At 39.5% G+C, this 26,186-nt stretch carries 22 protein-coding genes; 14 read left to right on the top strand and 8 right to left on the bottom strand.

From position 1 onward, the window contains the following. Positions 1-19: 19 nt before the first annotated feature. Together cysS and ABWU87_RS12075 are read left to right on the top strand one after the other, a co-directional pair. Positions 20-1,495 carry a cysteine--tRNA ligase gene (cysS, locus tag ABWU87_RS12080; protein WP_353331050.1) on the top strand — a complete coding sequence of 492 codons (1,476 nt, stop codon included), beginning with the start codon at positions 20-22 and terminating at the stop codon, positions 1,493-1,495. A gap of 71 nt (positions 1,496-1,566) precedes the next feature. After that, positions 1,567-1,971 (top strand): hotdog fold thioesterase, encoded by a 405-nt coding sequence (locus ABWU87_RS12075; RefSeq protein WP_353331048.1) that lies wholly within the window; start codon positions 1,567-1,569, stop codon positions 1,969-1,971. On the opposite strand, the gene ABWU87_RS12070 is transcribed toward ABWU87_RS12075, so the two are convergent. From ABWU87_RS12070 to ABWU87_RS12050, 5 genes are all read right to left on the bottom strand, one after another. Further along, a complete protein-coding gene (locus tag ABWU87_RS12070; RefSeq protein ID WP_353331046.1) occupies positions 1,961-2,833 on the bottom strand; it encodes a DUF3108 domain-containing protein in 873 nt (290 codons plus the stop codon). The genes ABWU87_RS12075 and ABWU87_RS12070 overlap by 11 nt on opposite strands. After that, positions 2,769-4,661, bottom strand: coding sequence for an Ig-like domain-containing protein (locus ABWU87_RS12065; protein ID WP_353331044.1), 1,893 nt, complete (start codon positions 4,659-4,661; stop codon positions 2,769-2,771). Before ABWU87_RS12065 ends, ABWU87_RS12070 begins: the two co-directional genes overlap by 65 nt. Before the next feature lie 94 nt (positions 4,662-4,755). Further along, complete coding sequence (locus tag ABWU87_RS12060; RefSeq protein ID WP_434533883.1) at positions 4,756-5,403, bottom strand: carbohydrate-binding family 9-like protein; 648 nt, start codon at positions 5,401-5,403, stop codon at positions 4,756-4,758. An 81-nt stretch (positions 5,404-5,484) separates the two neighbouring features. Then, positions 5,485-6,000 carry a DUF4348 domain-containing protein gene (locus ABWU87_RS12055; protein ID WP_353331042.1) on the bottom strand — a complete coding sequence of 172 codons (516 nt, stop codon included), beginning with the start codon at positions 5,998-6,000 and terminating at the stop codon, positions 5,485-5,487. Positions 6,001-6,084: 84 nt separating this feature from the next. Next, entirely contained in the window at positions 6,085-7,353 is a 1,269-nt protein-coding gene (locus tag ABWU87_RS12050; RefSeq protein ID WP_353331040.1) for a DUF2851 family protein, read from the bottom strand. A gap of 114 nt (positions 7,354-7,467) precedes the next feature. Here ABWU87_RS12050 and dapB point away from each other — a divergent pair, with 114 nt between their 5' ends. Genes dapB through ABWU87_RS12025 form a run of 5 tightly spaced genes read left to right on the top strand, consistent with a single transcriptional unit; the run spans position 7,468 to position 12,777 of the window. Next, positions 7,468-8,187, top strand: a complete 720-nt coding sequence (gene dapB, locus ABWU87_RS12045; RefSeq protein WP_353331038.1) for a 4-hydroxy-tetrahydrodipicolinate reductase — start codon at positions 7,468-7,470, stop codon at positions 8,185-8,187. Between the two features lie 10 nt (positions 8,188-8,197). Further along, positions 8,198-9,676: a signal peptidase I gene (lepB, locus tag ABWU87_RS12040; RefSeq protein WP_353331036.1), complete on the top strand. Its 1,479-nt coding sequence runs from the start codon at positions 8,198-8,200 to the stop codon at positions 9,674-9,676. 37 nt (positions 9,677-9,713) lie between these two features. Next, positions 9,714-11,195: a S26 family signal peptidase gene (locus tag ABWU87_RS12035; RefSeq protein WP_353331034.1), complete on the top strand. Its 1,482-nt coding sequence runs from the start codon at positions 9,714-9,716 to the stop codon at positions 11,193-11,195. A 2-nt stretch (positions 11,196-11,197) separates the two neighbouring features. Beyond that, positions 11,198-12,148: a signal peptidase I gene (gene lepB, locus ABWU87_RS12030; RefSeq protein WP_353331032.1), complete on the top strand. Its 951-nt coding sequence runs from the start codon at positions 11,198-11,200 to the stop codon at positions 12,146-12,148. Then, on the top strand, positions 12,148-12,777 hold the full coding sequence (locus tag ABWU87_RS12025; RefSeq protein ID WP_353331030.1) for a WbqC family protein: 630 nt from the start codon (positions 12,148-12,150) through the stop codon (positions 12,775-12,777). Before lepB (ABWU87_RS12030) ends, ABWU87_RS12025 begins: the two co-directional genes overlap by 1 nt. A 90-nt stretch (positions 12,778-12,867) precedes the next feature. Here ABWU87_RS12025 and ABWU87_RS12020 read toward each other — a convergent pair whose 3' ends face one another. Next, the gene (locus tag ABWU87_RS12020; protein ID WP_353334466.1) at positions 12,868-14,088 is read right to left on the bottom strand and encodes a M16 family metallopeptidase; all 1,221 of its coding nucleotides are present in this window, start codon (positions 14,086-14,088) and stop codon (positions 12,868-12,870) included. A 107-nt stretch (positions 14,089-14,195) separates the two neighbouring features. On the opposite strand from ABWU87_RS12020, the gene ABWU87_RS12015 reads away from it, so the two are divergent. The 7 genes from ABWU87_RS12015 (at position 14,196) to ABWU87_RS11985 (ending at position 23,360) form a co-directional block, all read left to right on the top strand. Then, a complete protein-coding gene (locus tag ABWU87_RS12015) occupies positions 14,196-14,744 on the top strand; it encodes a TIGR00730 family Rossman fold protein (RefSeq protein ID WP_353331028.1) in 549 nt (182 codons plus the stop codon). Between the two features lie 2 nt (positions 14,745-14,746). Further along, positions 14,747-15,352, top strand: coding sequence for an SIS domain-containing protein (locus ABWU87_RS12010; RefSeq protein ID WP_353331026.1), 606 nt, complete (start codon positions 14,747-14,749; stop codon positions 15,350-15,352). After that, a complete protein-coding gene (locus ABWU87_RS12005; protein ID WP_353331024.1) occupies positions 15,340-16,260 on the top strand; it encodes a carbohydrate kinase family protein in 921 nt (306 codons plus the stop codon). Before ABWU87_RS12010 ends, ABWU87_RS12005 begins: the two co-directional genes overlap by 13 nt. 190 nt (positions 16,261-16,450) lie before the next feature. Further along, complete coding sequence (locus ABWU87_RS12000) at positions 16,451-18,274, top strand: DEAD/DEAH box helicase (protein ID WP_353331022.1); 1,824 nt, start codon at positions 16,451-16,453, stop codon at positions 18,272-18,274. A 438-nt stretch (positions 18,275-18,712) separates the two neighbouring features. Then, complete coding sequence (locus tag ABWU87_RS11995; protein ID WP_353331020.1) at positions 18,713-20,842, top strand: helicase HerA domain-containing protein; 2,130 nt, start codon at positions 18,713-18,715, stop codon at positions 20,840-20,842. Beyond that, entirely contained in the window at positions 20,839-22,206 is a 1,368-nt protein-coding gene (locus ABWU87_RS11990) for a DNA double-strand break repair nuclease NurA (RefSeq protein WP_353331018.1), read from the top strand. The genes ABWU87_RS11995 and ABWU87_RS11990 overlap by 4 nt, the downstream gene beginning before the upstream one ends. Beyond that, positions 22,203-23,360: a DNA methyltransferase gene (locus ABWU87_RS11985; protein ID WP_353331016.1), complete on the top strand. Its 1,158-nt coding sequence runs from the start codon at positions 22,203-22,205 to the stop codon at positions 23,358-23,360. The genes ABWU87_RS11990 and ABWU87_RS11985 overlap by 4 nt, the downstream gene beginning before the upstream one ends. 344 nt (positions 23,361-23,704) lie before the next feature. Here ABWU87_RS11985 and ABWU87_RS11980 read toward each other — a convergent pair whose 3' ends face one another. Next, positions 23,705-23,836 carry a hypothetical protein gene (locus tag ABWU87_RS11980; protein ID WP_353331014.1) on the bottom strand — a complete coding sequence of 44 codons (132 nt, stop codon included), beginning with the start codon at positions 23,834-23,836 and terminating at the stop codon, positions 23,705-23,707. Between the two features lie 220 nt (positions 23,837-24,056). Further along, positions 24,057-26,186, bottom strand: coding sequence for a S46 family peptidase (locus ABWU87_RS11975; RefSeq protein ID WP_353334465.1), 2,130 nt, complete (start codon positions 26,184-26,186; stop codon positions 24,057-24,059).

Genomic DNA, 26,186 nt, shown 5'->3' with positions numbered 1-26,186 from the left:
CTTTCAAAATAATTGAGTTATGGAACATAAACTGACGATTTACAACACATTAAATAGGAAGAAAGAGCTGTTCGTTCCACTGAACGAGCCGCATGTTGGAATGTATGTATGCGGCCCTACTGTATATGGAGATGCACACTTAGGACATGCCCGCCCTGCAATCACCTTCGACTTACTCTTCCGCTATCTCAGACATTTAGGATATAAAGTTCGTTATGTACGTAATATTACTGATGTAGGCCATTTGGAACATGATGCCGATGAAGGAGAAGATAAAATTGCAAAAAAAGCAAGACTGGAACAGTTGGAACCAATGGAGGTAGTTCAGTATTATCTTACTCGCTATCATCATGCAATGGATTCACTTAATGTTCTTCCCCCAAGCATAGAGCCACAGGCTTCGGGCCATATCATCGAACAGATGGAATTCGTGCGTAAGATCCTAAATGCAGGATATGCATATGAAAGCGAAGGGTCCGTTTATTTTGACATTGAAAAGTATAGCAAAGATCACCGTTACGGAAAGCTCTCCGGCAGAAACGTGGAAGAGTTGTTAAGCACAACCCGCGAGCTAGACGGACAGAGCGAGAAACGTAATTCTGCCGATTTTGCTCTATGGAAAAAAGCATCTCCTGAGCATATCATGCACTGGTCTTCTGAATGGAGTGAGGGATTCCCTGGATGGCATTTGGAATGCTCTGCAATGGGGACCAAATATCTGGGTGAAGAGTTCGACATTCATGGCGGAGGCATGGACCTGTTATTCCCTCACCACGAATGCGAAATCGCACAATCTGTTGCTGCGTTGGGCAAGGAAACGGTTCACTACTGGATGCACAACAATATGATTACCATTAATGGTACTAAAATGGGTAAATCTCTGGGTAATTTTATCACATTGGAAGAATTCTTTAATGGATCGCATCCGATGTTGACACAAGCATACAGTGCCATGACTATCCGCTTCTTTATCCTTCAGGCTCATTATCGCAGCACTGTCGACTTTAGCAATGAGGCTCTTCAGGCTTCTGAGAAAGGATTGCAACGGTTGATGGAAGCGGTGGCCAACCTGGAAAAAATTATTCCACAAGCTACTTCTAGCGTTGAAATCAAATCTCTCCGCAATAAGTGCTATGAAGCCATGAATGACGATCTAAACTCGCCAATCGTAATTTCATATCTGTTTGATGCAACGAAGATGATCAACAATATCCTGGCCGGCAACAATACAATCACAGCTGAGGACTTGGAAGAATTGAAGAGTGTATTCCACCTCTTCATGTTTGATATTCTTGGAATGAAAGAAGAAACAGAAAACGTACAAGACAACGTCGAAGTGTATAATAAGGTGGTAGATATGCTTCTGGAGCTTCGCGTTCAGGCAAAAGCTAACAAGGATTGGGCTACTGCTGATAAAATCAGAAACGAGCTTACTGCTTTAGGGTTTGAAATTAAAGATACTAAAGAAGGATTTGAATGGAAGCTTAATAAGTAAGTAAAAGATAAATCTGAAGAGTGAAGGATGTGAATGCATTCTTCACTCTTTTTTATATTTATAGTACAGAGATGAATGCAATTGAATTCTTTAAAGATGACCGTTTTGCTGAACAAACCGGGGTAAAATTAGTAGAAATCAAACCGGGATATGGAAAGGCTATGATGAAGATTACAGAACATCATCTGAATGCAGGCCACACTACCCAAGGAGGTGCAATCTTCACATTGGCAGATCTGGCACTTGCAGCCGCCGCAAATTCACACGGCAACCTTGCCTTATCGCTTACATCGAATATTCACTTCTTCAGAACCAGTAAGCCCGGAGATCTACTCTATGCAGAAGCTAGAGAACGATTTATTCATAAGAGGACGGCTCATTACCATGTAGACATAACCAATCAGAATGGTGAACTGATTGCCGATCTGGAAGCCACTATGTACCGTAAGGATAGCAAACTGCCTTTTAATCTGTAACAATTGAGGTAAGTGGGTGCTTATTGTTCTTCACGCTCTTAAGAAAAGCTTTAGCTGATCCAAAATTGAGAAATAGATCGAGACGTACTGGCAAATGATTATTATCGTCAGTTACAAAGAATGTTATTATCTCTTTCTCCTTTTTCTTTTTGTACTCTACCAGAGAAAAAACCAAAGATCGGTACTTAACCCCATCATTGGTTTTAACAACTTCTTTTCCTCTGTAGATAAGTGTCTGTTCTTCCACCTTAGCGCCAGTAGCCATTTGGAACTTAATTCGCTCTCCCACTTTATAGTCATTCGGATTAAAGGAGCGGGCCTGAGCCAATATGCTTAACATGTCGTATATACAGCGGCTGTCCTGAACTGAAGCGTATTTAGGAGTACCAAAATTCTTCACCTGTTTCAGCTTCGCATTGCTTACCCCATCCTTGTAGGAGAATGAAACCTCGTCTACAGTGTACCTTTTCCCCTCTTCGGAACCTTTTCGAAAATAGTAAGGCTGCAATTTATCGCTAATAATACAAGTCAACGTATCTCTCATCTTAAAAAACACATCTGCTGTCTTACTGCCAAAAGCCATCAAATTGATTCGGTAAGCAGGTTTTGTACCGTAGTTCATGGCATTAGTTGTCAAGCTAGCTGTTCCGGCTTTAGTCCAGATAAATTTCCAGTTGAAATAGAGTTCATACATAACATGTTCTCCCGACTTAAACGCATCGTTCTTTGTTTCACATTGTGCAAAGACGAAAGAGCCATTGAGTAGCAATAACAACAGTAACAGAGCTGTACGATATTTAAAAACCTCTCCTACTGTTTGAATTTGTTCTGCTATTTTGAGTCTTTTTTTTCTTCTTCTCATCTGGTTTTTGTTTTTTAAGTATGTCCGGTTTTTGCTTCTCTAAAGAAACACCTCTGACATTCCAATCCTGCTCAATTTCCCAAAGAGCTTTTAGCTCGAGTACTTGGTTATAATAGAAAACTTCTTCAGGCTGAATCCCTTTTTCAAAGTTACCTGTATCCCATACTCCATTTCCATTTGAATCATTAATGAGCCGTACATAGTATTTACCGGGATTTAGAAAATAGAAATCGGCTTTGCCATTAACCGCTTTCACTTTTCTGACAGGTTTATCCTGTGCATCAAGCAGCTCTACATAAGCAGTTGAATCAGCACCTGTGATATTAAAATAGAGAGTAGCATATTCATCAAGTGAACGAACCTTGAATTTGGATTCTATTTTGCCCGAGTGTAATCCGTAAATACTTCTAAAAGCAGCAGAATCAACCGCAAAACGATATTCTTTCTCCGGCTCCCACTCAGTTACCAATTCATATTCTCTTGGATGCAGTGTATCCTGCCTGAATATAAATGGGGCTTCTTTCCACAATGAGTCTACCTTTTGTTGCAGATGAATGGCATTCTTATCGTAATCGGCCACCGGTTCCTCGAACTCAAGTCTTATATTTCTATACACATCCATAGACTGAGGTACATCATTCTTAACCTGAAGTAATTTTATTGGTTCGGGTTCTCCTTTCTTCCTTTTAGGAACTGTACTCCCCTTTAGCTTTTTCACTGCCAGATATAGTGTATCTGTTTTAGGCACTAAATGTCCTAGAGTATCCGTATAAAGATAGTTCAATGACATTTCAAGTGTATCTTTCTTAATCAGTACAGAATCCTTCACCCAATAGTGAATTGTATCATTTTTAAGGGCTTTCTCAACAAAGAAAGCATCTTTTTCATTAAAATTGATTCCTTTTATTGAGGGCAGAGTCGTTGAAGCTGCAGCAAAGTATAAAGAGAATTTATTAGGATTCAACCGCTCGCTTTTGATTAGATATTGAGACTTTACTTCTTCCTTGAACGTTCGGAGAATGAGATCATCAGGCAAATAATGCGTATACCTTTTTGTCAGTATAGTATCCACAGTAATGGTATCTCTCCAAATAGTATCTTGTTTGCTACGGACCTCAAATCTGGGTGTGACTGGCGATCCATAAACAGCTATCGCTTCACTTTTCTGATCGAAAGCAAAGTTCTGGTTGGCATCCTGCAAACCAAACACTCTATAGGTACCAGGAGCCACACCTTTAATAGTAAAATGTCCACGACTGTCAGTACGTGAAACACGATCAAACGGCAATTTTATAAAAGCAGAGTCGGTCAGATTGGAATGAAGACCAACCAGCATTCCTTTTACGGGCTCAAGATTGGATGCATCAAGCAAATACCCTGAAACCTCCAAGGTATCAATCTTTGTTCCGGTTGAAAAGGTAAAGGCAAAGCTACCTAACGGATTTCCTTCGTTATTATCAACAATGGCATCCGAAAAATCAATTGTGTAAGTTGAATTGGGCTTGAGTGAGTCCAGAAGATTAACTGAAATCTTTTTCCCGTTTTGCTTAATTTCCGGGCTCAGCGCCTGAGGAGGAGAGACAATAACTTTCTCTGATGCATTTTCTATCTTGATAAACTCATCAAATTCAAGAACTATTTTCTTCTTGGTATTATTCAGTGTTCCTATCGACGGTATACTCCCCACAAATTTAGGAGGAGTTACGTCAATAGGACCACCGGTAGGATTTCCCATATTGGCACAAGAACAGACTGCCAGCGTTAAAACACCGGTCCCTATCACACTCCGAAAAGTATGCTTTACTCTAATATTTTTCAAACTTAACATGCTGCAAAAATAAACGATATCTACAACTTAACAGCATACTTTGACTTAAAAATAAAAAATAGAGGGACTTGTCCGTGTGCTTTCACTAAAATCTCTATTCAAATAGCAAATCACCAAAGAACTCAGGACGATGAAAATCGGGGTTCTCTGTCTTAATTGGATTCCAGGAAACGAAATGCGGGGTTTTCAGTTCATCACCACACTTGTAGAAGTTCCCTTTTGCGGATACTCCGTCAAGAGATTTAATATCATGTTTAAAGAAGGCAGAATAAGGAATGATCAATGATAATTCCCACGCACAGCCTTCACGTTCTGCAAATGGTTCTCTTCCCAGGCTTGCCCAACGCTGAATGCCAGACATTACATCTAAAGAGGCGCGTTCACGTTCATGACGATCTTTTCCAACAGCCAGAAGCACGGTCCCGATGCATGTTGCCTCAATATTATAGTAATACCCGTCGTTTGCCGGAATAACAAAAAACTCCACACACGAATCTGTCCATACCTGATCGTTATCTTCTCCGTAAACGGCACGAACAGTAGCTTCCTCCACCTGATAGTTAAGCAGAATTGCATCATCAGTATGAGCAATGCGGAATTTCATTTTTGGCTTATATGGGTAACTATCCCAATTTACACATTCAACCGCATTAAATTCAATATTTTCTTTGTCCATTAAGACTGAAAGTTCGGCAACTGAAGTTCCCGTCAAAGCTAATTTCTTTATATTAAGCTTACCCATTATAATAAATATTTAATTTATGAAAATATAATAATAGGGAGATCAATAATAGTTCTCCCGTAAACATTAGTAAGGTATTTTTTATGGATGCAATTTAATAAATTCTTTGTTCTCAGCCTGTATTTCACGTACGGTTTGATTAAATTCACTGGCTAAGACGTTGAAATTAAACCAGCCAGTATAACAATCAGTGAGAAACCATTTGCCATCAATTAAATCAAAGGTAACACGAAGGTCTAGCTCAGATTCTTCATATCCGGCCTCAAACTCAACATGATTAGTTTCGTTTACTGTAAATTTTGAAACATACACACCTTCTCCTTCCACCTCATTTCGTTCTTCCACAAATGTCTCATCGTCCAGCAAGGGCCACTCTTTCTTGGTAAAGGGAAAATGCTTCTCATTTTCACCGTCGCCGGTCGAAAGAATAATATCTGTTTTCAACGGAAACTTTATCCGGGAATATTGAAATGCAGCACTGGAAGTAAACCTCTTCAGAAAAGCCTTGAAGTCTTCACCATTTGATGCCGCATTCGAAGGCAATATTGCAAATAGGGAAAGAAATAAAAGACAAGCAATCAGGTTGTTCTTCTTCATTGTGATATGTATTAGTACAATAAAATGTAAAGTCCGTTGCAAAGATATAGGAAGAATTGAAATGACAAGCGAGAAATCAGATAATTATTTCTGTTGCTTTAAATATTCAAATCCAATGCGGCAATAGAGGCATTTCTTCTTATCACAGTACTCTTTTTTAAGTTCCAGTAATGCCTGTGAATCAGCAGCATTATTTACATTAAGTCCTACCCCATTCCACATTCTGGTTACATAATTATCTTCAGCTTTGATTTCTTCAAGCAAATTGCCTGCTCTTTGACAAAGGTCATCATCTATTTTATGCCTTCCATAAGCGTACAAAAAAGGCACCACAGTATTTATAATCAAAAGGTTATAAGTAGATTCGCTCAAATGCTTGGACCTGCGCGGAGACGGAGAATAAAACTGATAATGTTCTTCCCAATAGTCGGAAACAGAAGTACTCAGAACCTCTTTTATCTGTTTTATGGACGAAGCCCCCATAACTCTTGAAAAGAGTCCCCATTTCGTTGAATAGAGATATGCCAACTGAGCAATCCGGACGTGCGGAAAATTACCCGGCCGCAAACGTAGGAAATGCCAGAGTGAAGGATCCATTACCGGAAGTTGGAACAAATGCTTCAGGTATGCAAACTCCTTCTTAAGCATCTTATAGTAAGGATCGTCAAGAGGCTCTTCCAGTAATCCTGCTTGTCCGAAAAAGATAGCTTCCACTTTGAACAAGCTGTCACGGTGCTTATCTACCGAGCGCAAAGGAATTAGTCCTGCCCATTTCTCAAAAGCATCGCCATTAAGTCCAAAGCCAAAATTCCTAGCCAGGGTGATAAAAAAAGCATCTTCCCAGCTCCCATTGCAATGTTTCAGACGTGCATGAATAGCTTCGGACTTATGCTCAAAGCGTTCGCTCTGCAAAACCGAAAGCCAGGAATGAATAGTAAAGGAAGAGAGATCCGGAATTATCTTATAGCAGGGAGGCAGCATATCGGCTTTGTGAAGTTCCTGATAATTCATTTTTATATGCTCAGGACAGCTAAGCTGCATTTGAGGTATGAGCTCACCACTAGTGCGCTTCACTTCACAATCAACCTCTCTTGCCACATGCAGAATCACGGAATCATATACTTTATTCTGATCATGCCCATGACGATACCAATCAGATGCTTTGGAATGAATTTCCACATTTCCTACCCACAAAGTACCATTAATTCTGATTTTAGCATTGAAAAAGTCCGGACCGGCATTCGAATTGTTTAGGCCAGGATCAATCACCTCCACACTTATGCCAGCAGTGGTCACAAGTTGCTTCAGGGGAAATATTCTGTGTTTCCAGATATAATGCAGTAGTTGTTCCATTGTTAACGAGCTGTAAATATCTAGTAAATGTAATAACTTACCTCTAAATTAATTATATTTGCACATTATAATTATCATTACCATACAAATATAAACAAATTTATATAGATTCAAATGAAAATCGCATTAATAGGATATGGAAAGATGGGCAAGGAAATTGAAAAGATAGCCCTTAGCCGCGGACATGAAATTGTCAGCATCATTGATTTGGACAATCAGGAAGATTTTAATTCAGAAGCATTCAAGTCTGCCGACGTAGCGATTGAGTTCACTGCTCCTACTGTGGCTTACAGTAACTACATGAAGGCTTTTGCAGCTGGAGTGAAAGTAGTTTCTGGAAGTACCGGATGGATGGACGAACATGGAGATGAGATCAAGGATTTATGCGATAAAGGAGGAAAAACTCTTTTCTGGGCATCCAACTTCAGTCTTGGTGTTGGCATATTCTCAGCGGTAAACAAATATCTTGCAAAAATCATGAATCAATTTCCGGCCTATGATGTTACGATGAGTGAGACTCACCATATCCATAAGCTGGATGCTCCCAGCGGAACAGCTATTACTTTGGCCGAAGAGATACTTGAAAATCTCGATCGCAAAGAACGTTGGGTAAAAGAAGAGGCAAATGCCGCCAACGAGCTACCCATCCATTCAATCCGCGAAGGAGAAGTTCCAGGAATTCATACAATTCGATACGAATCAGAAGCAGACAGCATTTCTATTACTCACGATGCGAAAAACCGGAAAGGATTTGCATTGGGTGCAGTACTCGCAGCTGAATTTACATGTAACAAACAGGGGCTTCTTGGTATGAACGATTTATTTAAATTCTAAAGCAGGAATTATGAGACAAGCTACACGCAAACAATGGATAAACTGTGGGATTGTTACAGTACTCTATCTGTTGTTTCTGATTTGGGTAAGCAGCTGGTGGGGACTACTTGTTGTACCATTTATCTTTGATGTATACATAACGAAATTTATTCCTTGGGGATTTTGGAAAAAATCAAAAAATAGTGCTGTACGCACAGTGATGAGTTGGGTTGATGCCATTGTGTTTGCCTTGGTAGCTGTTTATTTTGTGAACACCTTTTTCTTCCAAAATTATCAGATCCCATCTTCCTCATTGGAAAAATCCCTGTTGGTTGGCGACTATCTTTTTGTCAGCAAAATGAGTTACGGTCCACGAATACCCAACACCCCACTCTCCTTGCCGCTTACTCAGCATACATTGCCTGTATTCAATTGTAAATCTTATATTGAATTCCCGCAATGGAGTTACAAACGTGCTCCCGGTTTCGGAAAAGTAGAACGAAATGACATAGTTGTGTTCAATTTCCCTGCAGGAGATACTGTTGCATTGAAATATCAACAGACAGATTTCTACACTCTTTCATATCAGATATCTCAAAGAGCATTTCAAAGCATTAATATGGACAGCCTATCTATCGGTGATCAACAGTTGGTTTATAATGCCCGCTATGCCAAAGGAAGAGAGCTAGTATTATCCAATCCAGCAGAATTTGGGAATATTGTAGTTCGCCCCGTTGACCGACGCGAAAATTACGTAAAACGTTGCGTAGGGCTTCCCGGAGACACCTTGAAAATTGTGAACGGACAGGTTTATGTAAACAATGTCCCTTCAGAAAATCCAGAAAATCTCCAATTCAACTACTATGTACAAACTACCGGCTCATACATCCCGGCAGAATTGTTCGATGAACTGGGTATCAGTCTTGACGATCAGATCCTTTTAACAGAAGACTGGGGTGGATATGTCAGTCTGGGATTAACCGGAACTAACAGCCAGGGCAAACCAAACCCGGCATACCATCTGCCATTGACTAAAAAGGCTTATCAGGCTCTTCATTCAAACAAAGCACTGATTTCAAAAATCATAATGGAACCGGAAGAGGTTGAAGGGCAACTTTATCCGTTGAATCTTTACACTAAATGGGACAGAAACAACTATGGACCAATCTGGATTCCAAAGAAGGGCGCCACGGTTCAACTTACTATGAAGAACTTACCTATTTACGAACGGCCTATCCAAGCCTATGAAGGCAATAAGCTCGAAGTAAGAAACGGGAAAATATTCATTAATGGCAAGCAGACTAACAGCTATACATTCAAAATGGATTACTACTGGATGATGGGCGACAATCGTCACAATTCAGCCGATTCGCGTTATTGGGGTTTTGTTCCCGAAGATCATATCGTAGGTAAACCCATCATTGTATGGCTTTCATTGGATAAGGACAAAGGTTGGTTTAGTGGAAAAGTACGTTGGAACCGTCTATTTAAGTTAGTCGGCAAAAATTAAACACAAAATACTGAATTTCTTAAATAGAAGAGAAACTATGAAACAAGCAACACGCAAACAATGGATTAACTGTAGCATCGTTACAGTACTATATCTTATTTTTTTGTTCTGGGTAAGCAGCTGGTGGGGGCTCATTGTTGTTCCTTTTATCTTTGATGCCTACATCACCAAACGGATTCCCTGGAACTTCTGGAAAAACTCCAAGAACAAAACCGTCCGAACAGTGATGGGTTGGATTGATGCCATTGTTTTTGCGCTGATTGCTGTTTATTTTGTTAATAATTTCTTTTTCCAGAATTATCAGATTCCTACCTCATCTCTGGAAAAATCATTGCTTATAGGAGATTATCTCTTTGTGAGCAAGATGAGTTACGGTCCACGGACTCCAAACACTCCCCTTTCCATGCCGTTGGCACAGCACACCCTGCCGGTGCTCAACTGCAAATCATATATCGATTTTCCACAATGGGGGTATAAAAGGTCTGCCGGTTTCGGAAAAGTGAAGCGAAATGACATCGTAGTCTTCAATTTCCCTGCAGGAGACACCGTAGCAATTAACTATCAGCAAAAAACAGACTTTTACACACTTTGCTATATGGTAGCTCAAAACTCTATGCAGAGAGTAAATATGGATAGTCTGACTCATGAACAGCAACAGGCTGTTCTGAATTTATATTATGCCGAAGGAAGAAAAATTGTACTAGCAAATGAATCTGAATTCGGGAAAATTGTAGTTCGTCCGGTAGACCGTCGGGAAAATTATGTAAAACGCTGCATCGGTCTTCCGGGAGATACTCTTAAAATAGTGAACGGACAAGTTTATGTAAATGACACACCTTTGAAGAACCCTCAGAACATGCAGTTTAATTACTTGGTTCAAACAACGGGCTCGTACATAACAGATGAGATATTTGAGGAACTTGGAGTCAGTGTGGCCGATAGAAATCTAACCGATAAAAGTGAACCAGAGCTAAAAGCATTGGGATTCAACACCGCAAATGCCCAGGGAAAATTGAATCCGGTATATGAAATACCCCTTACCATGACAGCTTATCATGCTCTTGCTGGCAATAAGAAACTGACAGCCAAAATAAAAAGAAGTCCTGCAGGGTCTAATGAGTTCCTATATCCGCAGAACATGTATACCAAGTGGACACGAAATAACTACGGACCTTTATGGATTCCCAAAAAAGGTGCAACCATCCGTCTGACTATGGATAATTTAGCCCTTTACGAACGCCCTATCCGTGCTTATGAAGGCAACAAGCTCGAGGTAAGAAACGGAAAAATATTCATTAACGGCAAACAGGCTGACAGCTATACCTTCAAGATGGATTACTACTGGATGATGGGAGACAATAGGGATAACTCGGCCGATTCACGTTACTGGGGATTTGTTCCGGAAGATCATGTGGTGGGAAAACCGCTTCTTGTATGGTTGTCCCTCGATCAAGACAAAGGGTGGTTCAGTGGAAAGATTCGCTGGAATCGCTTGTTTAGACTGGTAAAGAACATGTAAGTATGAATTCAAGAACAAAGAATATTCTATTCTGGCTAAAGGCTTTTGCTATTACAGTTGTGACAGTAGTACTTTTGCAGCTATTTGCCTTCAGCTCGTGCTACATCCCCTCATCGGGAATGGAGAACTCTTTGTTCCGCGGCGAACATATCATCGTCAATAGATGGGCTTACGGGCTTCGCATGCCTTTTATGTCTCTTTGCGGCTATCATAGGCTCAATGAAAAAGATGTTCACAAAAATGACATTGTTGTTTTTAACAATCCACAAGCGAAGTCACCGCAAATACCAGCCGACAGGCGCGAAACATTCATTAGCCGCTGCATGGGCATGCCAGGAGATACTTTGATGATTAATCCGCAATTCTCCATAATTTGCCCCCAGTCAGAAATCAATCCGGACCATAAGCAACTATACATCTATCCCAAAGAGAAGGAGAGCACTGTTGAGGAGCTGATGAAGCAACAGGGTATTGTGGGAAACAAACTGATTGGATACAATAAAAGCGGATATGTACGCAGCTTCAGCCGTTATGAAATATATCTGCTGAAACAGGAAGCACAGGATCTTCGGATAGAATCTATCCAGCCTGATACAAGCAAAGAAACCGGGCATCTTATAATCCCCGGGAAAGGGCTGAAAATAGAGGTAAACAAATGGAATATCTCTCTGTTAAGAAATGCAATTAACCAGCACGAAGGAAAAAGAGCATTTATCATAAACGATTCATTGCTTTTTGTCAATAGTCAGAAAGTGTCTTCCTATACTTTTACGAAGGATTATTACTGGATGGTTTCCAACAATTCAATCAATGTGAATGATTCAAGACATTTCGGGTTCGTACCGAAAGAGTTTATAATAGGCAAAGCATCGCTTATCTGGTTCTCTAAAGACAGCGAAGCTGGCTTTTTTAGGGGTTTTCGCTGGAATCGGTTCTTTCAATCAGTACAATAATGAAACAAACAATATATCTTAGCTCAGCCTATCTGGCACCCGTAGAGTATTATGCAAGGCTTTACAGCTGTGAAAAAGCATTTATTGAGCAGCATGATAACTACGTAAAACAAACTTATCGCAACAGATGTACCATTGCCTCGGCCGATGGTCCGCTTACACTCTCAATTCCCACAGAAAAGCCTGACACCGCGAAGTGTCCAATGAAGGATATCCGGATCTCCGATCATGGAAACTGGCGTCACCTGCACTGGACTGCCATTGAATCGGCTTACAGCAGTTCTCCTTTCTTTGAATATTATAAAGACGACTTTGCCCCGTTTTACGAACAGAAATATCCTTTTTTATTCGATTACAATGAAGCCTTGTGCAATCTTGTATGCGGACTGATTGACATGCATCCAAATCTATCACGTACCTCAGAGTACAAGCAATCATTCCTCCAGAACGAATGCGATTTCAGAGAAGCAATTCACCCTAAGAAAGATTCTCAAGCAGGTTTTGAAGCACACCCCTATTACCAGGTGTTTGAGACCCGTCACGGATTTCTGCCAAACCTGAGCATTATCGATCTGCTTTTCAATATGGGACCTGAAAGTCTATTGGTACTAAGGGATGCTGTAAGATAACATCAGCTCCCAAAGTATCAACATAAAAAATATATATCGCAATTATTTAATGATTAATCACCTGAAATCTTTATCGGTGCTGCATCAGGCTTATCGGTAAATCAGCGTAGAGAGTTGTTCTTCTGCAAACATCTCATTGGCAACTTCCAGAAGTAATTCAGCTGTTAATGCTTCAATTCTCTTAAACAGAGATTCCGCCGTATCGTATTTATTATAATGGAGGAAGGTTTTGGCCATATCCAGGGCATTATTTTCAAAATTATCCGAAGCAACCCCAATCTGTCCAATCAGTTGTTTTTTTGCAGCGCTTAGCTGCGTGGGAGTCATCTTCACATCACAAAGACGTTTCAGTTCCTTATGAGTAAGATTAATGCAACGCTCCACATCTGCCGGGTCGGTACCAAAATAGATGCAGAATACCCCGGTATCGGTATATGAGGTAAGGTTAGACTCTACGCTATACACCAATGCTTTTTTCTCGCGCAGCGAAATATTAAGCCGGCTGTTCATACCCGGACCACCCAATATGTTATTCAGGAAATAGAGGGCAGTACGTTTCTCATTATAGGCATCGTATCCCCTTCCGCCAATCATTACATGCGCCTGATTGGTATCTTTGGGAACAACCAGATTCTGTGGAACATAAACCGGTGGAGAAGTCCGGATATTACTATATTCAGTAACAGGACCGCCATCCATGGTTTTTTCCACCAGACGAACAACCTTCTTAAAATCCAGATCACCCAGAACAAAAAAGACCATATTCGCCGGATGATAATAGCGTGATGTGAAATTCAACACATCGGCCGTTGTAAAGCTGCGCAGCAATTCCGGTTTACCCAATATGTTACGTCCCAGCGGATGGCCTTTGAAAAGCAGGTCTTCAAAATCATCAAAAATAAGTTCAGAGGGAGTATCATCATACAGCTTAATTTCATCAATAATCACTTCCACTTCTTTATCTATCTCCCGTTGCGGGAATGTAGAGTGAAATACAATATCCGAAAGCAATTCAACAGCTCTGGAGAAATGCTCTTTCAGAAAGGCTGAATATAGAACAGTCTCCTCCTTGTTTGTATAGGCATTCAGGTCTCCCCCCACATTCTCCATGCGGTTCAGGATATGCCAGGCTTTTCTTTTTTCAGTTCCTTTAAAACTGAGATGTTCTACAAAATGGGCCATTCCTTGCTCAATCTCCGCTTCGTCTCTGGTACCTGCATTTATCGCGTAACCGCAATATGCCACTTTCGACGAGGACGGCAGATGAATAATCCGTAATCCATTCGGTAAAGTATGTTGATTATAGTGCATCATTCTTTCTTTTTGTAATCCAATAATTATGCAAAAATACAATAAAACTTATTGTGGTTTATCGAAAAATACAGATATTTGCAGGTTATAACGTGATAAACTTTTATATGAATAAAATAGGGATCTTTTGTTCTGCTTCGCAAACCATCGACAATATATACTTCGAAAAAACGATGGAATTGGGCAAATGGATGGGTGAGCAAGGCAAAACACTGGTTTATGGCGGAGCTAATATGGGATTGATGGAATGTGTGGCACAAACAGTAAAACAAGGTGGCGGAAACATCATCGGTGTTGTACCTTCAAAGCTGGAAGAAAATGAAAAAGTCAGTACACTTCCCAATAAGTTCTTTCACACCAAAAACCTGAGCGACCGTAAAGATGTAATTCTGGCTGAATCAGATGTAATGATCGCTCTTCCCGGAGGAATAGGAACTTTGGACGAAATTTTTCATGTTATGGCATCTGCCTCAATCGGATATCATTCTAAAAAGGTGATCTTTTATAATATCAATGGATTCTACGATGAATTACTGTCAATCCTGAACGGATTTGAAGAGAGACAATTTACCAGACATCCCTTATCTCATTATTTCGATGTGGCCAATACTTTTAGTGAATTAACCAACCTTTTAAACAAACAAGCAAGCATATAATCATGATTGAATCAATTAAAGCTCTATTGACCAAAGAGGCAGAAGCTGTGAACAATATTCCGGTAACCAATGCTTACGAGGAAGCTGTAAAATTAATAGTCGAACAAATACATACAAGGGGGGGGAAATTAGTCACAACCGGAATGGGGAAAGCGGGACAAATCGCCATGAACATCGCTACCACTTTCTGTTCAACCGGAATACCAGCCGTTTTCCTTCATCCTAGTGAAGCTCAACACGGAGATTTAGGTATTTTTCAGAAAAATGACCTACTACTGTTAATCTCCAACTCTGGAAAAACAAGAGAGATTGTTGAGCTAACTCAGCTTTCAAGAATCTTGAATCCGAATCTGAAACTGATTGTGATTACCGGAAACCCGGAAAGTCCTCTGGCGCAAGAATCTGATGTTTGTCTATGCACCGGAAACCCCAAAGAAGTTTGTGCATTGGGAATGACCCCTACAACTTCTACTACTGTCATGACAGTTATAGGTGATATCCTGGTTGTTGAGACCATGAAAAAGACAGGATTTACAATCGAAGAATACTCAAAACGCCATCACGGAGGTTATCTGGGTGAGAAATCAAGAAAAATATGCGAAAAGTAATTGGAATCGGCGAGACAATACTCGATATAATCTTCCAGAACGAGCAGCCTACTGCTGCAGTTCCGGGAGGTTCTGTTTTTAATGGCATTATTTCACTCGGTAGAATGAACGTTGATGTCTCTTTCATCAGCGAAATCGGGAACGATAGAGTTGGCAACATCATCAAGCGGTTTATGGAAGAAAACAACGTGAGCACCAAGCATATCAATATCTTTCCAGATGGCAAATCGCCTGTTTCACTCGCATTTCTGAACGATAAGAATGATGCCGAGTATCTGTTCTACAAAGATTATCCCAAACAACGGCTTGATATAGCCTATCCCTCCATCAATGAGGACGACATCCTGATTTTCGGATCGTTCTATGCCTTGAATCCGGTTCTACGCGACAAGATGATTGAGCTGCTGGATTATGCCAAGGAACGGAGAGCCATAGTCTATTACGACCCCAACTTCCGCAGCACGCATAAATATGAGGCAATGAAACTTACTCCTGCAATCATTGAAAATCTGGAGTATGCAGATATCGTGAGAGGATCAGACGAAGACTTCGTTAATATGTATAACCTGGATGATGTGGAAAAAATCTATAAAAACAAAATCCAGTTTTATTGCCCAAATTTTATCTGCACATCAGGAAACAATTCCATCGCTTTGAGAACCAAAGGGGTAACTAAGGATTATACTGTAGATTCAATACAGGCGGTGAGCACAATTGGTGCTGGTGACAATTTCAATGCAGGAATCATTTACGGATTACTAAAGTACAATATTAGCTATCATGACCTTAACACCCTGAGCGAAGAGATGTGGGACAAGATTGTGCAGTGTGGAAAAGACTTTTCGGCCGAAGTTTGCAAAAGTTACAGCAACTCCGTATCACCCGAATTTGCGAAAAACTATAAATAAATAGTTTTTCTGAAGACAAAATCTATCATAAAAGGATAAAGTTCTGATACATAGGAATTGGGATTGCATTATTTTTAAAGATGTTTAAATGAATTTTGCAGCTGAAAAGCATTCTTTTACAGCAATATAACTAATTATCCATTCTTTATGCGTATCTTTGCATCCCAAAAGAAATAGAGAAAAAGAATTAATGAAAACATTTGAAGAGTTAGGCGTTTCCCCGGAGATACTTAAAGCAATTGAAGAAATGGGATATGAGAGTCCCATGCCGGTACAAGAAGAAGTGATACCGTATTTACTGGGAGAAGGCAATGATGTAGTAGCTCTTGCACAGACAGGAACAGGAAAAACAGCAGCATTCGGGCTGCCAATCATACAAGGCATTGATATTAGCAACAGAGTGCCACAAGCACTTATCCTATGCCCCACACGTGAACTTTGCCTGCAAATAGCAGGAGATCTCAATGATTACTCAAAATACGTGAACGGACTTAAAGTCCTCCCGGTTTACGGAGGGTCATCTATCGAAAGTCAAATTAGAAGTTTAAAGAACGGTGTTCATATCATCGTGGCTACCCCCGGACGGTTGCTCGACCTTATGGAGCGCAAAACCGTTAGACTGGCAACAGTTAAAAACGTAGTGATGGACGAAGCGGATGAGATGTTGAACATGGGATTTACAGATAGCATCAACGCAATTCTGGCAGAAGTACCAAAGGACCGCAACACGTTGCTCTTTTCGGCAACCATGTCGCCCGAAATAGCACGCATTTCCAAGAATTACCTAAATAACGCGAAAGAAATCACAGTCGGAACCAAAAACGAAGGTTCTAAAAACGTAAAACATATCTACTTTACGGTACATGCCAAGGATAAATACCTGGCACTGAAACGTATTGCCGACTTCTATCCACAGATTTACGGTATCGTATTCTGTCGTACACGCAAGGAAACACAGGAAATTGCCGATAAGCTGATTCAGGACGGATACAGTGCTGATTCTCTTCACGGAGAGCTTTCTCAGCAACAACGTGATGCCGTAATGCAAAAATTCCGCGTACGTAACATTCAGATCCTTGTAGCTACCGATGTTGCTGCACGTGGACTTGACGTAGACGACTTGACACACGTTATCAATTACGGTTTGCCTGACGAAAGTGAATCTTATACTCACAGAAGCGGCCGTACCGGTCGTGCAGGAAAAACAGGTATTTCCATCTCGATCATTAACTTGCGTGAGAAAGGAAAGATGCGGGATATAGAAAGAAAGATTGGCAAAAAATTCGTTGTCGGAGAAATGCCTACCGGAAAACAGATCTGTGAAAAGCAGCTGATTAAGGTTATTGATGAAATTGAAAAGGTAAAGGTTAACGAAGAAGAGATTGCCGATTTCATGCCCGAAATCTACCGTAAACTGGAATGGCTGGACAAGGAAGATATCATCAAGCGCATGGTATCACTCGAATTTAACCGTTTCCTTGAGTATTATCGCGATGCAGAAGATCTGCAGGCACCAGTAAACGAAGGAAGAGGAGAACGTGCCTTAAAAGGCCGCAGAATGGATGAAGGAAGATCAAGAGAACCACATAAAAGCGAACCGGGCTTTACCCGCATGTTTATCAATGCCGGTAAAGCTGACAACTTCTATCCTAACCAGCTGATTGAACTAATAAACAAAAACATGAGAAAAAGGGTGCAAATCGGTAAGATCGACTTACTGAAAAGCTTCTCTTTCTTTGAGATAGAAGATGCTCAGGTAAAACCGATTATGAGTGCACTAAACAAAGCTACTCTTAACGGACGTCCTATTTCTGTGGAAATTGCAGGTGAAGAGAGCAGCTCCGGAAGCGGCAGAAGACATTCAGACAAACCGGCACCCAAAAAGAGCCGTGAAGACCGCGGATACACTTCCAAGAGAGGCCCAAAGAAGAAGGATGCTTACCCACAGACTTTCAGAGACGAGGAGCCAGACTTCAGCGAAGAGGGATGGGCACGACGCAAAAGAAGAAAATAAAAAGCTATACAGCCGGTCTAACCGGTCTTAATTGAAATTGGTAAAATGCATTGTTAGTACTCCGGTACTTAGCAATGCATTTTTTTATTTTACTCTATTGCGATAGCTTGTAGTTATTATATACATTATTACCCATGTCGTTTCAATAAACATCGCTCGTCCATATAAAAAGAACCTAATAATATTATTATTAACTCAGCAGTTTAATCGCCGTCCTTTTAAAAAAGGGGAGGGAGTTGACATTACTAAATATTTTATCAATGTATAAATTTAGATATTATATTTTCTAAAATGTAATATTTTGATTTGCAACAGGCAAAGATATTACAAGATAGTATAATAAAATGAGATATTATAGATATTATTCAAAATAAATATATCTTTGTGAGGCAGAACCAGAATGTTACCTTATAAATTCTTATAGTAAAAAAACAGCTTATGACAGGATTAGAGCAAGACATATCTAAAAGAATAGATAATGAAAGAAAAGTGGAAACACAACAATGGTTTAAAAAGTTAATTCAACAAGAAGAGTATGTTGGTGAGCTTTTTTCAATAAATTATGAAACAGCTAGAATCATTATCCATGATAATGAAAGGAAAAAAGTAGGAGGAATTCCAAGCCTAAGCTTCCTTATTGCAACGAGAGTTGACCCATCTAATGCTTCAGATTTGGACTTTAAGTCAGAAGATGCATCTTTCATTTTGTTGAGAGTAATGGATAGTGCTTCACTTCCACAGGATAAGGAAGCAGAAAGAATTAGAGTTGAAACAGCGCAAAGAGTAAGTGGAGAAATAGAAAGACATTGGGATAGTGAGGGGGCTATGGATACTAAAACACGTGTCCTTTTAGGCTATGCTGGAGTTCAATGTAGGATAATAGGGACTTTCTACTTGGAGAATAATGCTGCAAATTCAGAGGCACCATTGGTTCTTAAATTTGGAAGTGATATTTCAAACTATTACCCGAATAGAGGACTTAAAATTTATAAACCTAATGCAGGGTCTTTAGAAGAAATAGTAAATTATTGCGATCCAATAAATAAACAAGAACAGAGATATAAGTATAATAATACAGAAAAGGTAAAATTAGGCTTTGTTCGATACGCATCTACTAATAGAAAATATCAGCAAATAGATGATGTTCCTGTATATATTTATCCCGCAGATTTGTTAAGTCAAAAATCTGCATTATTTGGTATGACTAGGACTGGCAAATCCAATACGACTAAAATTATAGCGAAATCGGTTTTTGAATTACGCTCTCCTAAAAGAATGGAAGATACAGCTTTGAGAATAGGTCAAATTATATTTGATCCAAATGGAGAGTATGCAAATGAAAACACACAAGACAAAGATGGAAATGGAAATCCTAATGCCTTAAAAAATATTTGGAAATTAGTCCCGAATACTCAGAAGAAAAATGAAGTTGTAACATATGGAATAACTCCTCATCCCAATGATACAGATAGAATTTTAATGCTACTAAATTTTTATTTAGATGAGAATTTACAAATAGGGAAAGATATTATAGATTCCATTCTCTCAGAAGATACTGCAAAGTTTATAAAAAATTTTGTCCAAGTTCGTTTTGAAGAACCAGATAAAAACGACAGAAGCGCTATGACTAGATATGAAAGGCGAGTTTTGGCATATAGGGCATTATTATATAAGGCTGGATTTGATGTTCCGAAAAATATAAAGCCGATTACAAATAAATTATTTACTAAGAAACTAATAGAGTATCTAAAAAAAGACACTTCAAAGAATTCTACAATTTACAAAGCAACAGCAGAAAAGTTAGAAGATTCGAACAACAATACTTGGGCAAAGGTTGTTCAAATATTTGAAGGATTAGCAGATTATATAAATGATTCTAAGAGTAATTATAATCAATTTGAAGATGAATATATAAAAAATTCATCAACTGGAGATAATTGGGCAGACGATTCTTTAGCTAAGATATTAACAATGTTTAATTATGCAAATGGTTCTAGACAGATAGGGAAAGCTAAAGAACAACATAGTGCTAATACAGTCATTGACTATGCACAAGATATATATAATCACCTTAAAGAAGGAAAATTAGTCATCGTTGACCAATCCAGTGGGGATCCCGAATTAAATAAATCTTCTGCAGGTCGAATTATGTCTAGAATATTTTTTGAAAACCAAAAACTATTTACACAAGGAGCAACTAATATTCCAGAAGTTTTAGTTTACATTGAAGAAGCTCATAATATATTGCCAGCAGGTAATAATTTGGACTTATCAGATATATGGGTGAGAACAGCCAAGGAAGGTGCAAAATATAGAATTGGAATGGTTTATGCAACACAAGAAGTTAGTAGCATCCAGAAAAATATATTACGTAATACCTCAAATTGGTTCATTGCACATTTAAATAATACTGATGAAACAAAAGAACTCTGTAAATACTATGATTTTGCAGATTTTGAGCCTTCAATTCGTCGTGCACAAGATAAAGGATTTCTAAGGGTTAAAACATTAAGTAATCCCTTCGTTATTCCAGCTCAGATTGATAAATTTCAAATTGAAAAGCAATGAGTTTTGAGGGAGAATTTGCCAGTTATGAGCCATTGAGAAGAGTACTTGATAGTGCTAAAATCAAAGCTTTACAAAACCGTATGCGTATTTATAACACGGAAGAGGTTTTGAGAAATTTCAAAGATTCATTAGTCTATAAAAAAGATCTGTCCCAAAGTACGGTACAGCCTGATCTTATTCTAGCTTTTGATGGAAGTTATCTTACAGCAAAGGCTGTAAATGGATTTCCCGGAGCTGAATTTGGGTATGTAACGATTGCTTCTGTATTAATAGACTTAAAACTTGTAAGGCATCTGCAAAAAGATGATTTTATTGATCCAAAGAAATTTAGAGAAACAGAAAAAGCATCAACAATTGAAAGTGTTTTTCCAGGATGTAACATAATCCTTGATTCTGAAAAATGTGCAAAATCATCTTTAAGGAAAGCTTTATTTGAAGAATTGAAAAGCAATGTTATATTTTCAGAAGGAGAAAGCCTACTCGACACTTATGAACATCTTTTTCATATAAAACAAGAACGGTTTCCTGAAAGAAATTTACCACATAGCCCTATTGATGGTATCGATGAAGATATGACTTATGGGTATGGAGAATATAAATGCCCTTATTCAGGTGAATCTTTATATTCTACAGATGCGCTTCGATTGCATGAGTTAATGAATCCAGGAGGTAGTAACGGAGAATTATTTGGACAAATAATGTCTACTCTTGAAAAGCTATGGTTAATTCATATTTTGCGTTCTTTTGAGAAAAAGGGATGGTTGGGAACTCTTCGTCGGGTTGCATTTGTTATGGATGGTCCTCTCGCTGTATTCAGTACATCTTCATGGCTTACTAAGGTTATTGAAGTAGAATTGAAAAGGATTAATGACCTTCAAAAGCGCATAAATGGGGATGATTTATTAATAATAGGACTAGAAAAATCGGGAACATTCTTCAATCATTTTATTGATATTGATACAAGTAAGAATGGAGTAATAGATGAATTCCCTAAGCAGTCTGCATTATTACTTTCTGACAATTATATAAAACGTAATATTATTTTTTCTGAAAGTAGTAAACCTTATGGACAGGATACTTATTTTGGTAGAAAACTATTTTACAAAACAAAGTCTGGACAAAAATTGGTCCCTGTCGTAGCCTGGTTTAATGAAAACCAAAAAGATACAACAACAGCAAATCCAAATCAATTTTCTCGTTTGGGAGATGTTATGAATTTGCTTGATCAGCTTGTCTCTAGCCGTTATCCTAATTCAATATCTCCACTCATTTCTGCTCATGCAGAAGCTTCCATACCATTAAATTTAGGAAAACGTATTTTTGAAGATATTGCGCGTGAAATTAGAGAAAAGAATGGAGAATGAAAAGTAATAATGTAAAGATATTGAATGGACATCAAACAGCAGAGGCTAGATGGGCCCGTTTCGGACCATATTATGCAATGTTTCCATTAGACTTTGCCTTTGATGTTGTAAGGAAGTACTCCAAGAAGGGAGACTATATCATAGACCCATTTGCGGGAAGATGTTCAAGTGTTTTCGCAGGAGGAGTTTTAGGACGGGTGAGTTTAGGAATAGAAATAAATCCTGTTGGATGGTTATATGGAAAAGTAAAACTGAGACCAGCTCCAAAACATGAAGTTCTTTCCCGTCTACATGAAGTTTATTCAAAACGGAATTATTTTTCCCGAAGCATTGAAAAAATGCCAGAATTTTATCGTATTTGCTTTTGTGATGAGGTTTTAAAATTCTTATTAGCTGCACGTAAATATTTAGATTGGGAAGAAAATAATGTTGATGCGACATTGATGTCAATCATTCTTGTCTATCTTCATGGAAAGATCGGAGAAGGTTTATCAAATCAAATGAGAATGACAAAATCAATGGGGATGGCATATTCTGTAAAATGGTGGAAAAAACAAAAATTAGAAATTCCCCCGCAAATTAACCCATATGAATTTATAGTAAAAAAAATAGATTGGCGTTTTGAAAAAGGGTTACCTAATATATCTACAAATAATCAAGTAATTTTCGGTGATAGCACTATTAAATTGATTGATGTCGCAAATAAATTAGAAGCATCCAATAAAAAAATCTCATTATTGTTTACCTCTCCACCATACTGTTCTATTACTGATTATCATGCAGATCAATGGTTGAGAATTTGGATGTTGGGAGGAAACGAAAATCCACAATATCTCAAAGATAAGCATAAAGGTCGATTTGTAAATAAAAAAGATTATTATAATTTGCTTAATAGTGTATTTGGATTATGTGCTAAAATAATGAAAGATGATGCAACAATATATGTTAGAACAGACGCACGTCAATTTACTTTTGACACAACCTTAGAAATATTGAAAAAGCATTTCCCTAATCATAGTGTTAGAATACAAAAAAAACCTCTTAAAGAAGATACAAGGACTCAAACTAAGTTATTTGGTGATAAATCGATGAAACCTGGTGAAGTTGACATTATACTTACAAATAAGACCTACTTTCCTAGAAATATATTGTAAAACACCCATTTTTACCATAAACTTATTCGTTAATACATTTTACCATCCGTACGAAATTGATAAAAGAAAACTCCTATTACATCAGATGCACGATTGGTTATGACCTTGAAACGCTTAAATTCTCTATATAATTAAATTCAAAAAGTAACGCAAGTCGCGCATGTCACGCAGAAAGGGTGCATATGGCTATATATCAAAGACATATAGGTGCGTGACTTTCTGCGTGACTTCGGACAAGTCACGCACTAGCATAACAGGGGAATGGAGTCTTTGTACAGCGGCACACACAATGATGCAACCAACTGTATATATGCCGCTTAAACATGTTATTTATGGAGTATATTTTATAATCTTTCGCCATCTTTTCTGCTGTACACCCGGGTGTACACCCCTCGTACACCCGGATGGAAGGGCACGGTACACCCGGGTGTACGAGCCGGGTAGACCCGGATGGAGAGGGGATTATTAATCTTCATTTTGAAAAAGTAAAACCTTAGTATGCATTCGAGCCGCACAAGACTACATCCAGAAGGAAGACACTAAAAAATGGGTGCGTGACTTCCGCAATGTCGCGCAGGAAGTCACGCACCCGTATCAAATTGATTATAAATACATTAAGCCCTCAAGTGCGTGACTTACGCGACTTGTGTTACTTTTTGAAATCAACTCTATGGGGAGTAGTCCGTTTTAAAGCCATCATTCAACAAGCTGCAGCTCTTTAATCAGATGCGTGGCTTTTCCGTATTTCTCCATCACAAAGAGCACATAGCGGATATCCACACCGATGCAACGCTGCAGGGAAGCATCGTAAAGTAGGTTGCTGCTCATGCCCTCCCAGTTGCCGTCAAAGGCAAGGCCTATCAGTTCTCCTTTCCCGTTGAACATGGCACTGCCGGAATTGCCGCCGGTTATATCGTTGTTGGAGATGAAGCAGACATTCAGTTCGCCCTTTTTATCGGCATATCTTCCAAAATTATCCTTGGAAAGAAGGTCCAGGAAGGCAGGCTGTACCCAGAAATCATTGTCACCCTTATATTTGCTCACTTTCTCGAAAATGCCTTTCGTCGTTGTTGAATAGGAGGAAACTGCTGCATTCTTTGATTTATAAGGGGAAACAATCCCGAAACTGAGCCGCATGGTGGAGTTGGCGTCGGGATAGAAGCTACGCTCCTCGTTCATTGCCTGCAGTGCCTCGTTATAAAAGCGCTCGTCACGGGATATCTTCACGTTCAGATCGGCCATTCCCTGGTATAGGTCGACAAATTTCGCCACAACGTCTGCCGCGAGAGAAATCATCGGGTCTTCGAACATCTGGAACGTGGTGTCGCGGCTGCAAATGCGATCTAAGCACTTTAAGCCAACCATTTCGGACGTGGAGTACAAATGGTCCACGTAGGCCTGATAATCGCCCTTAAAATCGCTGTCAATGCTTTTATAGGCTGCCGGAAGGTAAGTGGTGTCCACTTTTTCACGGTAAAGCTTCAGCATATCCACCAGCACCTTCTTATCGATGGAAAGGTTTATATTGGCATATTCGCTTGTCATTTCCTCCTGTGCGCTCTTCTTTGCATCAGCATCGGAGAAATCTGTTGTAATTGCCTGAGTGGAAATAATCAGCAGCTCGGAAGCATTGCCGAAACACTCTCCCATATACGAAGCCGCATGCATAAGCGCCTCTCTTTTATTGTAATTTATCCGCAACGAGTCGATTAAATGGCCGTATTTGGCTTCTCTCTTTTCACTTTTGGATATAAACGAAGCTATTTCATTTTCCAATGCCCTCTTCTTATCCAGCACCTTCAGTTCAATGATTGACTGGTTCACACCGATACTATACTTCCAGTAATTTGAGCTGGCGGCATATTTGGAGGAATACATAATCCGGATTGAATCGTTCGTATCCATCGCCTTTTTCCAGATGGCCTGCTTCACTCCACGCGCATCAATCATGGCCTGATTCTGGGTCTTCATCTGCTCCTCAATACCGAAAGATGAGAGGTAACGGTCGGTAGTGCCTGGATATCCCAATGTCATGCAGTAGGTTCCTTTCTGATACCCTTTCAGGGAGATTGGAGCTGCATATCTTGGCACATAGGGGCGATTCTCGGGAGAATAATCGGCCGGTTTGTTATCCTTACCGGCATAGATGCGAAATACGGAAAAATCGCCCGTATGGCGGGGCCACACCCAATTGTCGGTATCTCCACCGAACTTGCCGATTGACGAGGGTGGCGCATATACCAGGCGTACATCCTTGTAATCTTTATAGACGGATAGATAGAATTCGTTGCCTCCGTAATAGGTGTTGACAACTCCCCGAAGGCTGGGGTCGCGCTCACTCACCTCTGCCCCGATATAATAGGACAAGGAATCGATAATGTAACTGCGTTTCAGCTCGTCCATACCGGGAGTGATATCCTTCATTATCCGGGCGGTAACGTTCTCCTGACGAATGAGAAAACTGACAAAGAGGCCGGGATTGGGGAGCTCTTGCTCTTTAGTGGCAGCTACAAACCCATCTTTCAAGTAATCGTTGGCCACTGAACTGTGATTTTGGATGGCATCGAAACCACAATGATGGTTGGTAAAGACCAATCCATCGTCAGAAACCACTACCCCCGAACAAAATCCACCAAAGCTTACAATGGCATCCTTCAACGAAGGGTTATTTTCACTGAACAACTGTTTAACGGGCATTTCCAATCCAAGCTGATGCATCAATTGGGTTGTTTTCTTGTCCAGACGACTCAACATCCACATTCCTTCGTCTGCATAAGAGGTACAGGAAAGCAGGATTAAAACAAATGCTAAAAAATGCTTTTTCAT

This window comes from Bacteroides sedimenti (genome assembly GCF_040365225.1).
GTDB classification, from domain to species: domain Bacteria; phylum Bacteroidota; class Bacteroidia; order Bacteroidales; family Bacteroidaceae; genus Bacteroides; species Bacteroides sedimenti.
This window is presented reverse-complemented; position numbering and strand designations above follow the sequence as displayed.

What these genes read in the sequence shown, in the direction of transcription:
- ABWU87_RS12055 (WP_353331042.1), bottom strand. Translation starts at nt 6,000, where the DNA reads ATGAAGAAGAACAACCTGATTGCTTGTCTTTTATTTCTTTCCCTATTT.
- ABWU87_RS12005 (WP_353331024.1), top strand. Translation starts at nt 15,340, where the DNA reads ATGCGAAAAGTAATTGGAATCGGCGAGACAATACTCGATATAATCTTC.
- ABWU87_RS11980 (WP_353331014.1), bottom strand. Translation starts at nt 23,836, where the DNA reads ATGAAGATTAATAATCCCCTCTCCATCCGGGTCTACCCGGCTCGTACA.
- ABWU87_RS12070 (WP_353331046.1), bottom strand. Translation starts at nt 2,833, where the DNA reads ATGAGAAGAAGAAAAAAAAGACTCAAAATAGCAGAACAAATTCAAACA.
- ABWU87_RS12065 (WP_353331044.1), bottom strand. Translation starts at nt 4,661, where the DNA reads ATGTTAAGTTTGAAAAATATTAGAGTAAAGCATACTTTTCGGAGTGTG.
- lepB (WP_353331036.1), top strand. Translation starts at nt 8,198, where the DNA reads ATGAGACAAGCTACACGCAAACAATGGATAAACTGTGGGATTGTTACA.
- ABWU87_RS12020 (WP_353334466.1), bottom strand. Translation starts at nt 14,088, where the DNA reads ATGCACTATAATCAACATACTTTACCGAATGGATTACGGATTATTCAT.
- lepB (WP_353331032.1), top strand. Translation starts at nt 11,198, where the DNA reads ATGAATTCAAGAACAAAGAATATTCTATTCTGGCTAAAGGCTTTTGCT.
- ABWU87_RS12000 (WP_353331022.1), top strand. Translation starts at nt 16,451, where the DNA reads ATGAAAACATTTGAAGAGTTAGGCGTTTCCCCGGAGATACTTAAAGCA.
- ABWU87_RS12075 (WP_353331048.1), top strand. Translation starts at nt 1,567, where the DNA reads ATGAATGCAATTGAATTCTTTAAAGATGACCGTTTTGCTGAACAAACC.
- ABWU87_RS11975 (WP_353334465.1), bottom strand. Translation starts at nt 26,186, where the DNA reads ATGAAAAAGCATTTTTTAGCATTTGTTTTAATCCTGCTTTCCTGTACC.
- ABWU87_RS12025 (WP_353331030.1), top strand. Translation starts at nt 12,148, where the DNA reads ATGAAACAAACAATATATCTTAGCTCAGCCTATCTGGCACCCGTAGAG.
- ABWU87_RS12060 (WP_434533883.1), bottom strand. Translation starts at nt 5,403, where the DNA reads ATGGGTAAGCTTAATATAAAGAAATTAGCTTTGACGGGAACTTCAGTT.
- ABWU87_RS11990 (WP_353331018.1), top strand. Translation starts at nt 20,839, where the DNA reads ATGAGTTTTGAGGGAGAATTTGCCAGTTATGAGCCATTGAGAAGAGTA.
- ABWU87_RS11995 (WP_353331020.1), top strand. Translation starts at nt 18,713, where the DNA reads ATGACAGGATTAGAGCAAGACATATCTAAAAGAATAGATAATGAAAGA.
- ABWU87_RS12010 (WP_353331026.1), top strand. Translation starts at nt 14,747, where the DNA reads ATGATTGAATCAATTAAAGCTCTATTGACCAAAGAGGCAGAAGCTGTG.
- ABWU87_RS12015 (WP_353331028.1), top strand. Translation starts at nt 14,196, where the DNA reads ATGAATAAAATAGGGATCTTTTGTTCTGCTTCGCAAACCATCGACAAT.
- ABWU87_RS12050 (WP_353331040.1), bottom strand. Translation starts at nt 7,353, where the DNA reads ATGGAACAACTACTGCATTATATCTGGAAACACAGAATATTTCCCCTG.
- ABWU87_RS12035 (WP_353331034.1), top strand. Translation starts at nt 9,714, where the DNA reads ATGAAACAAGCAACACGCAAACAATGGATTAACTGTAGCATCGTTACA.
- cysS (WP_353331050.1), top strand. Translation starts at nt 20, where the DNA reads ATGGAACATAAACTGACGATTTACAACACATTAAATAGGAAGAAAGAG.
- ABWU87_RS11985 (WP_353331016.1), top strand. Translation starts at nt 22,203, where the DNA reads ATGAAAAGTAATAATGTAAAGATATTGAATGGACATCAAACAGCAGAG.
- dapB (WP_353331038.1), top strand. Translation starts at nt 7,468, where the DNA reads ATGAAAATCGCATTAATAGGATATGGAAAGATGGGCAAGGAAATTGAA.